7 protein-coding genes are annotated in these 13,782 nt (G+C 63.9%); 3 read left to right on the top strand and 4 right to left on the bottom strand.

Annotated features, from left to right (window positions below; genetic code table 11):
* Positions 1–48: 48 nt before the first annotated feature.
* The 4 genes from DTP52_RS09775 to DTP52_RS09760 all read right to left on the bottom strand — a co-directional run bounded on the left by DTP52_RS09775 (position 49) and on the right by DTP52_RS09760 (position 8,700).
* Entirely contained in the window at positions 49–3,111 is a 3,063-nt protein-coding gene (locus DTP52_RS09775; RefSeq protein ID WP_109753166.1) for an amino acid adenylation domain-containing protein, read from the bottom strand.
* 111 nt (positions 3,112–3,222) lie between these two features.
* On the bottom strand, positions 3,223–4,269 hold the full coding sequence (locus tag DTP52_RS09770) for a TauD/TfdA family dioxygenase (protein ID WP_109753165.1): 1,047 nt from the start codon (positions 4,267–4,269) through the stop codon (positions 3,223–3,225).
* A 17-nt stretch (positions 4,270–4,286) separates the two neighbouring features.
* Positions 4,287–7,715, bottom strand: coding sequence for a condensation domain-containing protein (locus DTP52_RS09765; protein WP_109753164.1), 3,429 nt, complete (start codon positions 7,713–7,715; stop codon positions 4,287–4,289).
* 7 nt (positions 7,716–7,722) lie between these two features.
* Positions 7,723–8,700: a TauD/TfdA family dioxygenase gene (locus DTP52_RS09760; RefSeq protein WP_109753163.1), complete on the bottom strand. Its 978-nt coding sequence runs from the start codon at positions 8,698–8,700 to the stop codon at positions 7,723–7,725.
* A gap of 248 nt (positions 8,701–8,948) precedes the next feature.
* Between DTP52_RS09760 and DTP52_RS09755 the strand changes: the two genes are divergently transcribed.
* The 3 genes from DTP52_RS09755 (at position 8,949) to DTP52_RS09745 (ending at position 13,767) form a co-directional block, all read left to right on the top strand.
* Positions 8,949–11,012, top strand: a complete 2,064-nt coding sequence (locus DTP52_RS09755) for a TonB-dependent receptor (RefSeq protein WP_109753162.1) — start codon at positions 8,949–8,951, stop codon at positions 11,010–11,012.
* 108 nt (positions 11,013–11,120) lie between these two features.
* On the top strand, positions 11,121–12,542 hold the full coding sequence (locus DTP52_RS09750; protein WP_109753161.1) for a diaminobutyrate--2-oxoglutarate transaminase: 1,422 nt from the start codon (positions 11,121–11,123) through the stop codon (positions 12,540–12,542).
* Between the two features lie 70 nt (positions 12,543–12,612).
* Complete coding sequence (locus DTP52_RS09745) at positions 12,613–13,767, top strand: efflux RND transporter periplasmic adaptor subunit (protein WP_109753160.1); 1,155 nt, start codon at positions 12,613–12,615, stop codon at positions 13,765–13,767.
* Positions 13,768–13,782: the final 15 nt, after the last annotated feature.

The raw sequence follows: 13,782 nt of genomic DNA, 5'->3' as shown, positions 1-13,782 counted from the left end.
CTGCGTAAAAAGGGGCAGCGGTGATGGCGTGGCGACGGGAGGAGCCGTTCACAGGTCGGCCTCGTCCAGTTCGGCCAGCAACGCTTGCATTTCGTCATCGGACAGGCCCGAGGCGCTGAACTCGGTGCTGTCGGCTTGCGGCTCGGCGGCGTTCGGGGCCAGCGGTTGCGCGACCTCGGCCATGGCGGCGATGGTCTGGCGTTCGAAGACTTGCTTGGCCGAGAGTGCGATGCCTTGCTCATGGGCCTGGGCCACCACTTGCAGGCTCAGGATCGAGTCGCCGCCGATGGCGAAAAAGTTGTCGGTGACGCTCACGGTCGAGAGCTTCAAGACCTTGGCGACGATGGCTTGCAGGGTGGTCTCCATGGCATTGCGCGGCGCCACATGGGCGCTTTCATCGAACTGGTCCGGATCGGGCAACTGGCGAGTGTCGAGCTTGCCGTTGGGCGTGCGCGGGAAGCTCGCCAGGGTCAGCACCAGGGCCGGCACCATGTATGACGGCAGGCGCTCGCCGAGGAAGCGCTTGATCGCCTCGGAGTCCGGTGCGTAGCCATGAGCGGCCAGGATGTAGGCGAGCAGGCGCTTGCCGGCGGCCTGTTCCTGGACGATCACCGCGGCTTCGCGCACGTCGCTGTGGCTGCACAACTGGCGTTCGATTTCGCCCAGCTCGATGCGGTAGCCGCGGACCTTGACCTGATGGTCCTTGCGCCCCAGGAACGCCAGGCGTCCGTCGGCCAGCCAGCACGCCAGGTCGCCGGTGCGGTAGGCACGAGTACCGTCGACCAGGGTGACGAAGGCCTTGGCGGTTTCTTCGGGCTTGTTGCGGTAGCCGCGGGCCAGGGTCGGGCCGGCGAGGATGATTTCTCCCGGCTCGCCGATGCCGCAGGCGGTGTCGAATTCGTTCAGCAGGCGCAGGTCCATGCCGGCGATCGGACGACCGATGCTGACGTTCCGGTTGGGCTCCAACACCTCATAGGTGGCCCAGACGGTGGCTTCCGTGGGGCCGTATTCGTTCACCAGCCGGGCGTGGGGCAGGGCCTTGCTGTGTTGCGCGATCAGCGACGGCGGACAGGCTTCGCCGGCGACGATCCAGCAGGCGAGGCTGTCGGCTCCGCCACTGCGTTGCAACTGATCGAGCAGGGCCTGGTAGAGCGACGGCAGCGACAGACCATGGCTGACCTGATGCTGGGTAATCAACTGGGCCAGGCGAGACATCTCCAGCTCTTCACCCGGGGCGGGCAATACCAGGCGTGCGCCTTGGGCCAGGGTCCAGAAAATCCCGGCGACCGAACTGTCGAAGGCAAACGACGACAGCAGCAGGTAGGCGCGCACTGGCGTCGCATAGGCGGCCATGCGCACCTGAGTCGAGAAGCTCAGGGCGCCGTGGCTGATTTCCACGGCTTTCGGCGCACCGGTCGAGCCCGAGGTGTAGATCAAGTAGGCGAGGTCGTTCGCGTCTGGCAACGGCAGTGTCGGCAAATCGCCGAGGTCCGGCGTTGCCAGGTCATCCAGCACGAAGCGTTGCAGGCTGGCCGGCACGCTGTCGGCCAGTTCGGCGCTGACCACGATGTGGGCAATGGCGCTGTCGGCGAGCATGTAGGCGCGGCGGTCGGCCGGGTAGGTCGGGTCGATTGGCACGTAGGCGCCACCGGCTTTCAAGACGGCGAGCATGGCGACAATGGCCGCGTTGCTGCGGGCGAACAGGATGCCGACGGGCACTCCGGGGCCAATGCCGGCAGCGACCAGGCGATGGGCCAACAGCGTGGCGCAGGCGTCGAGGCGGCTGTAGCTCAGGTCGCCGTCCTTGCCGCTGAGAGCGATGGCGTCCGGCTGTTGGCGAACCTGACGGGCGATCAACTCCACCAGTGTCAGCGGTTCGATGGAGGGCACGTTCGCATTGGTGCCGATCAGCTGCGATTGCAGCGCTCCACCCAGGGGCAGTTGGGCCCAGGCCCGTTGCGGTTCCGCCAGGGCGCCTTGCAGCAGTTGCAGCCATTGCTCGGCGAGGCAACCCGCCGCGTCGGCACTGAGGGCATGGCGATCGTAGATCAACTGCGCGTGCAGGCTGTCGGGCAACTGGCGCACGTTCAGGCACGCCTTCAACGGGTTCATCACCGCGCTGGCATGGCGCTCCCGGGCATCGCCCAAACGCCAGGCAAAGGCATAGTCGGCGTTGAGGTGGCCGGTGTAATAGTCTTGCCAGCCGATTGCTCGCTCCAGGGTGGCGGCCACTTGCGTGCTTTGCTCCAGCAGGGTCGCCTGGGCATCCAGTTCGATGTTCACGGGCAGGCACTGCTCGAACAGGCCCAGGGTATCCGCCAGTTCCGCACCGCGACTTTCATGGATCAGGGCGAGTGGCACCTGTTGCTGGCCGGCCAGTCGGCCCAGCACCGCTGCCCATGCAGCCAGCAGCAGGTCCGGGGTCAGGGCCGGGTGACGGGCGAGGTCGGTCGACAGTCTCAGGTCCAGTCGGACGGGCGCAAATCCGCCATCGAGGGCCGATTCGAGCGGTAACTGCAAGGTGGCCGCTTCGGTTTCGCCCGAAGGTTTCCAGAAACTCACGCCCGGATGGTCCGGCGCCTCCTCGACCAGGCTCCAGCGCCATTCGGCGTAATCGGCGTACTGCAGGGTTTCGGACAGGTCCGTGGGAGTGTCCTGCAGCAGTGCACCGGCCAGCCATTTCAGGCTGGCGAGGTCGAAGTGGCTGCTGGCCGCCGCCAGGTCCAGGATTGCTTGCTCATCGGACAGGCGCACCAGGGTCACGCACAGAGGGGTTGTCCAGTCACGGGGCTGATCGGCGAGCCGAGTCAGCGCGGCGTCCTGGTCGGCGCGGCTGTGCTGGCGCAGGTCCTGCAGGTTCACCGCCAGTGAGCCGGCTTCGTCAATCACCTGCACCGGGTCGCGCAGGCCGAGTACGGGCATCAGTCGCGTGCGCAGGATTTCGCTGCCGGCCACCAGGGCTTGCAAGCGGTTGTTCAATGCGTCGACGTCCAGCGGTTGCGACAGCGACCATTGCAAATGACAGCTGAACGGGTGCTCCGCCGCGCCGTTGATGTGGGGGTAAACCGATGCCTGTTGCGGTGAAATACGAAAACCTTGAAGTCCGCTCATGTTCATCTCGACTGGAAAAGGGCTTGAGCCTGGATCACCGCACAGACGCCGGGGCTTGCTGGACACGTGTCAGGCAAGCCTCCTGTGAACGGCGGGTGGACCCGTTGAATGTCAGACGGCAACGTCGCTCGACAGCAGGGCTTCAGCCATGCCGGTCATGATGGCGCGCTTGCCGGTAAAGGGTTCGCGACCGTGCACGGCGAGCATGTTGTCGATGAACAACACGTCCCCCTGTTGCCAACTGAAACGCACCAGCGAGTCGAGGTAGGCCGCACGCAGCGATTGCAGTACGTGCGGCTCGATCGGTTCGCCATCGCCATAAAAGGTGTTGGTGGGCAGGTCGAGGTCGTTGAAGTTGCTTTGCAGCGAATCGCGGATGCGTTCGGGCAGGGTGCTGATGTGGAAGAACGTCGCGTGGTTGAACCAGACCTCTTCGCCGGTGCGCGGGTGGCGCACCACGGCCGGCCCGCGTTGGCGGGTGCGCAGGCGATTGTTGTCTTTCCATTCCACTTCGATGCCGACGCTGGCGCAGTAGGCCTCCACTTCGCGGCGGTCTTCGGACTGGAACACGGTCTGCCACGGCAGGCCGAAACCGTCGCCGTAGTTGCGAACGTACAGCACGCCTTTTTCCCGGAACCGCGCTTCGATCTGCGGGCTGATCCTGGCCTTCACGGCGCGGGTCGAACCAATCGGTGTTTCACCACCTGTCTCGGACGGCAGTTGGCAGTAGAAGAACAGCCGCAGCGGGAAGCGCGGCGAATAGGAGTGTTCGTTGTGGGGGAAAATCATCTGGTCGGCCGGGTAGTCGGTCGAGGTGTAGATGTTGCCGCCGACCCGTGTCCGGGGCGAGGCGCGGAACATGTATTCCAGCGCGCCGGGGGAGAGGGCGGCGATCACCTGGTCGAACTGTTCGACGGACGCGACGTTGAAGCCGCGAAACAGCAGGGCGCCGTACTCCAGCAGTTTCTTTTCCAGCGACTGGCGTTCCCGGGCGGCCCAGGCGACCAGGTCGACGCCACTGACCGCCGGCTCGATCACCAGGGGCAGGGCGTGGTCCGGGCTGAGCAGGCGCTCGGTCACCAACTGTTGTTCCGAGACGCTCATGGCTTTGCGACGCACGGCGCCGAGGGCGCGTGGCGATGGGGGCACGATAGACATAACGGCATCCGACTCGGTTAAAGGGACAAGGAGCGACGTTTGGCTTGCATCAGCTGGCTGCGACCGGCCAGCGCCTGGGACTGTTGCCGCTCGCGGGCGAAGGCCTGGTCCCAGCTGTCGATGCGTTCGGCCAGCGCCGGCAACGGCTCGTCCAGCAGGCTGTGTAGCTGTTCCAGCAGGCACGTCCACAGGTGTTGCAGACGCGAGGCACGGTCCTGATCGAAGTATTCACCGCGATACTTGAGGGTCGCGGCGAGGCCTTCGCTGCCGTGCACCAGGTCGAGCACCAGGTGAAAATCCCCCGGTGCCTGTGCCACGTCCAGCGCGGACAAGTGCGCGCCGGCGATGGCGGTCGGGGCCACCCGCGACGGCTGATAGTTGAGCTTGACCTGGAACAGCGGCGAGTGACCGGGACGGCGCTGCGGCGCCAGGGCCGAGACCACCAGGTCGAAAGGCAGGCCTTGGTGGGCGTAGGCCAGGCGCGCTTCATCGCGCACCTGCCCAAGGAAACCGGCCAGGGTCGGTTCGCCGCGCAGGTCACAGCGCAGGGTCAACTGGTTGACGAAGAAGCCGATGACGTCGTTGTGCTCGGCCAGCGGCCGGCCGCTGACATCGGTGCCCAGCAGGAATTGCGGCTGGCCGCCCAGTTGCTTGAGCACCAGTTGGTAGCTGGCCAGCAACAGCATGAACAAGGTCATGCCTTGCTCGCGGGCCAGCGTCGTCAGCCGTTCGCAATTGGCCTGGGGCACGCTGAAGTCCAGGCTGTGCTGGCCCTGGGTCTTGCCGTTGCCACCCAGGTCCAGCGACTGCGGCAGGCCGGCCAGGTGCGCGCGCCAGAAATCCTGCTCGGCGGCGATCCGCTGTTCGCTCCAGTGCCGAGCTTCCCATTGGGCGAAGTCGAGGTATTGCACCGGCGACGAGGCGTCTGCCGAGCCGGCCAGCTCCGCCAACAGCACTTGCGCCGAGCGACCGTCGAAAGCGATGTGGTGCAGGGTCAGCAACAGGTCGTGGTGCTGGTCATCGCGGCTGAGCAACTGCGCTCGCAGCGCGGGGCCGGCGTCCAGGTCCACAGGTGTGGCGTGTTCGTTGGCCAGGTGGTCGCGCAGTGCCTGCTGTTGCTGCGCCTCACTCTGGCCACGCAAGTCATGGTGCGCCAGCGGGACCGCCGAAGCCGGCAGCACCCGTTGTTGCGGGCCTTCGACACCGTCGCGGTAGACGGTGCGCAAGACACTGTGGCGCTCGACCAGGGTGTTCAGGCGCAGTGCAAGTGTCTCGACGTCCAATGGCCCTTGCAGATGCAGGTGCAGCACCAGGTTGTGCTGGGTGTCGTCCGGGTTCAACTGACGCAGGAACCACAGGCGACTCTGGGCGAAAGACTGACGACCCTGCTGGGTGTCGAGGCGCTCGCTCGAGGTCTCGGAGGTTGGCGACGCCTGTCCCAGGAAGTCCTGCAAGGCTTGCGCCCATTGCCCGAGGGTTTGTTCGCCGAACAGATCCTGGGTATCGAGGCTCCAGCCCAGGTCCCGGTGCAAGCGAGCGGCGAAGTCGGCCAGGCCGATGGAGTCCAGGCCCTGGCCTACCAGGCTGAGCTCGACGTTCGCCGAGAAATACGGGTTGACCTGGCGCAGCGTCTGTTCCAACCACTGACGGCACGCCGCCGGGGCGAGGTGCGATGCCTCGGCTACCAGGCGCTTGAGCTGGTCAAGGTCGACGGCCTCGCTATCGTCGGCGAGGGCGCCAGTGCTCTGGGCAATGATGCTCAGGGTGCCCGCGGCCAATTGTTTGCGCGCGCCTTGACGGGCGATCTTGCCGCTGGTGGTCATCGGGATGGTGCCGGCTTGCACCAGCACAATCTGGTCGATGCCACAGTCGGCGGCTTCGCGCACGGCATTTTGCATCGACGCGAACAGCGCCGGGTGATGGGCCGGGTCGACGAACTTGCGTTGCGGCTCGGCGACAATCACCAGTTTCTCGCGGCCCAGTGCCGGGTCCATTTCCGAGAACGCGGCGATGCGCCCGGTACGGATGCCCGGCTCGGCGTCGGTAATGGCGAATTCGATGTCGTGGGGGTAGAGGTTGCGACCGTTGAGAATCAGCAGATCTTTGAGCCGTCCGCAGATCACCACCTGGCCTTCGTGCATGAAGCCCAGGTCGCCGGAGCGCAGGTAATGCTCCGATGAGCCGATGATCTGTGCTTCAAAGGCTTCGCGAGTGGCCGTGGGGTTTTTCCAATAGGATTCGGCGTTGCTCGGGCCCTTGAGCCAGACTTCGCCAATGCGATCGTCAGCGCAGCGCTCAAAGGTTTGCGGGTCGACGATGGCGATGCTATGCAAGGCTTGCGGGTAACCGCAGGCGACGAACTCCACGGCGGCGGCATCGGCGGCCGCCAGGGCCACGCGGCCGGTCTCCAGCACGGCTTTGTCCAGGCGCAGCACCACCGGCAGCGCGTCGGCCGGTGTGGCGCTGACGCACAGGGTGGCTTCGGCCTGGCCGTAACCGGGGCTGATGGCCAACGGGTTCAGGCCGCATGCGGCAAAGCGCTGGGCGAAGGCTTCCAGGGTGCCTGGGTGGATCGGTTCGGCGCCGTTGATGGCGTGTTTCCAGGCGCTCAGGTCGAGCTGTGCGATCAGGCTATCGCTGACCACGCGGTTGCACAGGGCATAGGCGAAGTTGGGGGCGAAACTGGCGGTGGCGCGGTAGCGACTCAGCGCCTGCAACCAGGTCGACGGCGCATTGACGAACGTCTGGGACGCCATCAGATAGCAGGGCATGCCGCTGTAGAGCGGGGCCAGCATCCCGCCGATCAGACCCATGTCGTGGTACAGCGGCAGCCAGTTGACCATGGCGCCGTGTTCGTCGAAACCGTACGCCTGGCGCATCAGTTCGACGTTGGCGATCAGGTTGCGCTGACGCACCTCGACGCCTTTGGGCGAGCCGGTAGAGCCCGAGGTGTATTGCAGGAAGGCCACGGTCGAACCATCGATGGCCGGGCGTTGCCACTGGCCGGCCGGGGGTGTGCCCAGGTCCTGTACGGTCAGCACCTCGACGCGGCCCTCCACCAGTTCCAGCAAGCCTTCGCAATAGTCCGCCGGTGCGAGAATCAGCGCCGGTTCGGCATCCACCACCACGTTGCGGACGCGGTCGAGATGGCGCGGTTTGCGCGACGGCGGCGGAAACAACGGCACGGCAATCAAGCCGGCATACAGGCAGGCACAGAAGGCGCGGGCGTAGTCGAGGCTGGTGGGCAGCATCAGCAACACCCGGTCGCCCGGTGCATAACGCGCTTGCAGCGCGGCCGCCAGGGATCGGGATTGCTCGTGCAGTTGGGCAAAGGTCAGGGTTTCGCCGATCTCTACGCCGTCCGGCAGGAAATGCAGGGCGGCACGCTGAGGGAAGTGCTGGGCGTTGGCTTCCAGCACGTCGATCCAATGTTCGAATGAAAACATGTGCAATTCACGCCATGGCCACGATGACTTTGCGGTCACCGGTGAAAGGATTGCGACCGTGTGCCACCAGTCGGTTGTCGAGCATCAGGACGTCGCCGGGCTGCCAGGGAAAACTGATGGCGGTCTCGCGGTAGACCTCGCGCACGGTGTCGAGCATGTCGTCGGCAATCGGCGAGCCGTCGCCGAAATAGACATGGCGCGGCAGGTTCTCTTCACCCACCGCCGCCAGCAGGCTGGCGCGTACGCTCGGTTCGATGGCCGAGACGTGGAACAGGTGCGCCTGGTTGAACCAGACCCACTCACCGGTCTCGGGATGCTGCTGCACGGCGGCGCAATGCTGGCGGGTGCGCAGGTCGCCATCGGCTTTCCATTCCCACTCGATGTCGTTGTCCTGGCAATAGCGTTCGACCTGGGCACGGTCCTGGGTGTTGAAGACTTTCTCCCAGGGCAGGTCCAGGGCGCCGCTGTAGTTGCGCACGTAGAGCAACTCACGGCTGGCGAACAGCTCGCGAATCTCGGCAGGCATGCGCTGGTAGATCAGGCGGCTGTCGGCAATCGGGGTCTCGCCACCGGTTTCGCTGGCCTTGATGCAGTGGAACCAGATGCGCGAAGGCCAGGGCCGGGTGTAGGCCTGCTCGTTGTGCAACGGGATGAATTGATGGGCCGGGTACTCAGTGGAGCTATAGATCCCGGCGAAGACTTTGCTGCGCGGCGTGGAGCCGAATTCGTAACTGGCCAGCGGTGCACCGAAGCTGGCAGCGAAGCGCTTGAAATCGATGGGCGTGGCGACGGTGAAACCGCGGAACAACACGCCGCCTACCGTGGTCAGGGCATGGGCCAGGCCGTCGCGGATCGAGGCGTCCAGATCGTGGATCGACTGTCCCGGTGCCGCCTGTACCAGCACGGGTAACGACTGCGCGCTTGCATCCGTGGGCGCCATTGAAAAAAGCTCGGAACGCCCGTTCAGGTGTTCGATTGAGGTCATCCTTGTGCATCCTCTTTTGTCTTCTTCGACCAGTCACAGGACCTTGAAAGCAGGGCAGCGGTCGGGTGTGTAGGACTCGTCTGTAATGTATCCAGATCAATACAAGACGACATACTAGGTACAAATGAGATGGATTATCAATACTATTTATTTAATTTTTTTTTTGGATTAGACTCCGCTCCGCTGGCGCCAAACAGCCTTCGGCCAGCTCAAAAAACCTAAAAATATCTGTCGCAGGGGAGCGGGGCGTGAATTTCAAAAAGAACACAATTGCGTTGGCTGTGGGGTCGGCCATCGGCTTGAGCAACGGCGCATGGGCGGCTGAAGAAGCGAGCAAGATGGAGATCGCTCCCATCACCGTGACGGGTGAAAAAATCGACCGTACCCTCGAGAAAACCCAATCCAGCGTCGTGGTCGTCACCGACAAGAACCTGCGTGAGCATGGCGACAAGGACCTGGTGGATGTCTTTGCCCGTACGCCCGGCGTCTATAGCCAGGCCGGCAATGAGAACTGGGGTATTCGTGGCGTGCCGGTGTCCGGTTTCGACGACCAGGGCCCGGCGGCCCTCAACGGTGCGGTATCGGTGTATGTCGACGGTGCCGTGCAGCCGAACCGCGCGCTGACCCTCAGCCCGGTCCCGCTCTGGGATGCCGAGCAGGTCGAAATATTCCTGGGGCCACAGTCCACCACCCAGGGTCGTAACTCCCTGGCCGGTGCGGTGGTTATCCAGACCAAAAATCCAACCTTCGAGCCTTCCTTCTCGGCGCAAACCAATGTGGGGAACTATGGTGAGCACGGAGCGGCCGTGGCGGGTGGCGGGGCGATCGTGGATGAGAAGATCGCCGGGCGTATTGCCGTGGATTATTCCGACGGTGACGGCTACATTCGCAACACCACGCTCGATAAAGATGCCAACCCGCATCGCACCAGCAACGCCCGCGGTAAATTGCTGATCCTGCCCAATGACGACACTGACGTCTTGCTGACGTATGCCCATAACGAGCACCGCCAGGGTGACCGCTCGACGATGCGCGGTTCCGATGGCAAGCCGAGCTATTACGACATCGCGTCCAATACCGAAGCCTTCGACAACCTCAAGCAAGACACCCTCAGCGCCAAGGTGGATTATCGCCTGAACGATGCCTGGTCGCTGACCAGCATGACGGCCAATACCAGCACGGACTACAGCAACCGTCTGGATTTTGACCAGAATGCGGTGGACAACGAGGTCGTTCTGCGTAAGCAAGACGGGAACCTGTTCAGCCAGGAACTGCGTCTGAATTACGCCTCGGACACGGTGAAGAGTTTCGTCGGCGCCTACTATGGCCACAACACCAACAAGTTCCACGACCGGCTGCTGTTCGATGACGTACTGGTGCGTACCGTCAAAGGTGATACCAAGATTGAAAACAAGGCGGTGTTCGGTGAAGTCAACTGGACGTTCGCGCCGCGCTGGACGTTGATCACCGGCCTGCGTTACGACCACGAGACGAACAATACCGATATCGAGGAGGACGGCCGTTTCGTTCCCGAGAAAATCAAGAAGTCGTTTGATGCCGTGCTGCCGAAACTGGGCATCGACTATGAATTGGCCACGGACCAGTACCTCGGATTCATGGTGCAGAAGGGCTATCGCGGTGGTGGTGTCAACCTGCGCTCCGGTAGCGGTCACCAGGCCTACGACCCGGAATACACCACCAACTACGAGCTGTCCTATCGCGGTTCGTTCTTCGACAAGACCCTGCGCGCCCGCGCCAACCTGTACTACACCGACTGGAAAGACCAACAGGTCAGCGTGCGGCAGTCTGGCAGCAACGTCATTGATATCTACAACGCCGGTCGCAGTGACATCAAGGGCCTGGAAGTCTTCGTCGAAAAAGACATCACCGAACAACTGACCCTGAACGTCGGTGGTGCCATTACTGACAGCAAATACAAGGACTTCGTCGCTGACAATGGCCAGGACAGGAGCGGTGAATCGTTCCTCTACTCGCCTAAATACAAGGCCTCGGTGGGTGGTGTCTATCGCTTCGACGATCGCCTGATATTCGGCACGGACATTGTCTATCAGAGCACCGCGCCTTCGGAGTACGAATTCGACTCAAACGGCAAAGTCAGTGGCGAGCGTAAGAGCGACGCCTATGTGCTGGTGAACTTCAACACCGAGTACAAAGTCACCAAGAACGTCGCCGTGTCCGCCTACGTCAAGAATGCGTTCGACAAGGAGTACGTCACCAACAATCGCAACGACGACATCATCGACGTCGGCGCACCGCGCACGTTCGGCATGATCCTGCGTTACGACATGTAAACCCATGGGCGCGGGGAGGCAATCTCCCCGCGCCTGGTTTGCGGCTTCCCGGATGTGTGTTTCCAGGCTGTTTGTTCCCTTCCAAACCCAGCCTCCATGGAGGAAATCATGAGTGCTTTTTCGAATGTCACAGCGGGTGGCGCGCAACAGCTACGCCTGTTGCACACCGGCCTGTCGAGTCCTTACTGCCTCGATTCGACACCGTTGCTGGAACGCCAGCAACAGCAGGAATCCAACGCCCGCAGTTACCCGCGACGCATTCCCCTGGTGCTTGAAAGGGCCCATGGCATTTATGTGCAGGACAGTCGCGGACAAGTGTTCGTCGATTGCCTGGCCGGTGCCGGCACCCTGGCGCTGGGGCATAACCATCCGGTAATCATCGAAGCCATCACCCAGGTCATGGCCGCTGGTGTGCCGATGCATACCCTGGACCTCATGACACCTGTGAAGGACGCATTCGTCCAAGAGATTTTCGCGTGCCTGCCCAGCGAGTTCGCTCGCCATGCACGTATCCAGTTCTGCGGCCCGAGCGGGGCCGATGCGGTCGAGGCCGCGCTCAAGCTGACCCGTACCGCGACGGGGCGGCATTCGGTCCTGGCGTTCGAAGGGGCCTATCACGGGATGACCCTGGGCACGCTGGCCATCAGCGGCAACCTGTCGCCGAAAAATGCCCTCGGCGCGTTGATGCCCGGTGTGCAGCGCCTGCCGTTTCCCCACGATTACCGCTGCCCGTTCGGGGTGGCCGGCGATCAGGCGGTCACGTTGAACGTGCGTTATCTGGAGCACCTGCTCAACGACCCGGAAAGTGGCGTGACCGCACCGGCGGCGATGATCCTGGAGCCGATCCAGGGCGAGGGCGGGGTGATCGCCGCGCCGGACCGCTGGCTGCAGGAGCTGCGCCGCTTGACCCAGGCCCATGGCATCCCTCTGATCGTCGATGAGATCCAGTGCGGCATCGCCCGCAGTGGGCGGATGTTCGGCTTCGAGCAATCGGGTATCACGCCGGATGTCATCACCCTGTCCAAAGCCATTGGCGGTGGGTTGCCGCTGTCGGTCATGGTCTATCACGAGTCGCTGGATGTCTGGCAACCGGGTGCCCACGCCGGCACGTTCCGTGGCAATCAGCTGGCGATGGCGGCGGGCACCGCGACCTTGCGCTTCATTCGTGACCATGGCTTGGTCCAGCACGCCGAAACGGTGGGCGCGCACTTGCAAAAACACCTGCGGACACTGCAAAGCGAGTTCGCCTGGATCGGCGATGTGCGCGGTCGCGGCTTGATGCTCGGCATGGAAATCGTCGACCCGCAGGGTACCCTCGATGTACAGGGTCATCCGCCAGTGGACACGGCCCGGGCCAAGGCTTTCCAACAGGCCTGCCTGAAGCACGGATTGATCGTTGAACTGGGCGGACGCCACGGCGCAACCGTGCGCTTGCTGCCGCCGCTGATCATCACCGAACAGGAAATCGATTTTGTCGCGAAAATCCTGTTCCAGGCCGCGAGCACGATCAACGAGCGCCCCGCGGGTTAATCATCCACCGATGTCCAAGGCTTGCCGACTGCCATCGGCAAGCCTTTTTTTCATGGGGCAGGGAGTGACAATGCAGAAGAATTTCGCCTCGCTGAAACCCGCCTCGCTGTTGCTGCTGGTGCTTGGGTTAAGCGCCTGTGGTGCCCAGGAACCGCGCGCCAGGCCCAGTGCGGCATTGCCGCAGGTCAAGACCCTGACAGTCCAGCCGCGAGCGTTTGCCATGAGCACTGACTTGCCCGGTCGGATCGAGCCGGTGCGCATCGCCGAGGTGCGGGCGCGGGTGGCCGGTGTGGTGCTGACCCGGCACTTCCAGGAGGGCAGTGACGTCAAGGCCGGCCAGTTGCTGTTCAGCATCGACCCGGCGCCGCTCAAGGCGGCGCTGATGCGCGCCGAAGGTGCGCTGGCCAGGGTCGAGGCCGATGTCTATCGGGCCAACGCCCAGGTGCAGCGCTTCAAGCAGCTGGTGGAGATCAGCGCCGTCAGCCCGCAGGCGTTCGACGAAGCCATGTCCGATCTCAAGAGCGCCCAGGCCAATCGCCTGGCGGCCCAGGCCGACCTGACCAGTGCCCGGCTCAACCTGGATTACTGCCAGGTGCGCGCACCGATCAGCGGCCGCATCGGTCGAGCCCTGGTCAGCGAAGGCGCGCTGGTGGGGCAGGACGAGGCGACGCAGATGGCGCGAATCCAGCAACTGGACCCCATTTACGCGGACTTCACCCAATCCGCCGATCAGGTGGTGGCCTTGCAGCAGGCGCTGGCCAGTGGGCGCCTGACCCTCGATGGCAGCGGTGCGGCCGAGGTGACGGTACAGGTGGGCAATCCCGCCCAGACCCGACGCGGCAAGTTGATGTTTTCCGATATTTCCGTGGACCGAAGCACCGGGCAAGTGACCTTGCGCGGCGAGTTCCCCAACCCGGACAACGTGCTGCTACCTGGCATGTACGTGCGGGTGGTGGCGCCGGCAGGGGTCGACCCACAAGCGCTGTTCGTTCCACAGCAGGCGGTACAGCGCGGTGCCGACGGCCAGGCCCGGTTGATGCTGGTGGATGTCGCTGGTGTGGTGCGCGAACGGGTGGTCAGCACCGGTGCGATGTTCGGCACCGACTGGCAGATCACCCAGGGGCTGGCGGCGGGCGAGCAGGTGGTGATCGAGCGGGCCGACAAACTCAGCGCGGGGACGCAGGTCCACGTGGTTACCTTGGCCGAGCAACAGGCTCGTAACTGACGGCCAGCGGCCTAG

Source organism: Pseudomonas sp. 43mfcvi1.1 (genome assembly GCF_900115935.1).
In the GTDB taxonomy this organism is placed as follows: domain Bacteria; phylum Pseudomonadota; class Gammaproteobacteria; order Pseudomonadales; family Pseudomonadaceae; genus Aquipseudomonas; species Aquipseudomonas bijieensis.
This window is presented reverse-complemented; position numbering and strand designations above follow the sequence as displayed.

Bases quoted from the DNA above. Each gene is read 5' to 3' on its own strand.
- DTP52_RS09775 (WP_109753166.1), bottom strand. From the start codon at position 3,111: ATGAGCGGACTTCAAGGTTTTCGTATTTCACCGCAACAGGCATCGGTT.
- DTP52_RS09770 (WP_109753165.1), bottom strand. From the start codon at position 4,269: ATGTCTATCGTGCCCCCATCGCCACGCGCCCTCGGCGCCGTGCGTCGC.
- DTP52_RS09765 (WP_109753164.1), bottom strand. From the start codon at position 7,715: ATGTTTTCATTCGAACATTGGATCGACGTGCTGGAAGCCAACGCCCAG.
- DTP52_RS09760 (WP_109753163.1), bottom strand. From the start codon at position 8,700: ATGACCTCAATCGAACACCTGAACGGGCGTTCCGAGCTTTTTTCAATG.
- DTP52_RS09750 (WP_109753161.1), top strand. From the start codon at position 11,121: ATGAGTGCTTTTTCGAATGTCACAGCGGGTGGCGCGCAACAGCTACGC.
- DTP52_RS09745 (WP_109753160.1), top strand. From the start codon at position 12,613: ATGCAGAAGAATTTCGCCTCGCTGAAACCCGCCTCGCTGTTGCTGCTG.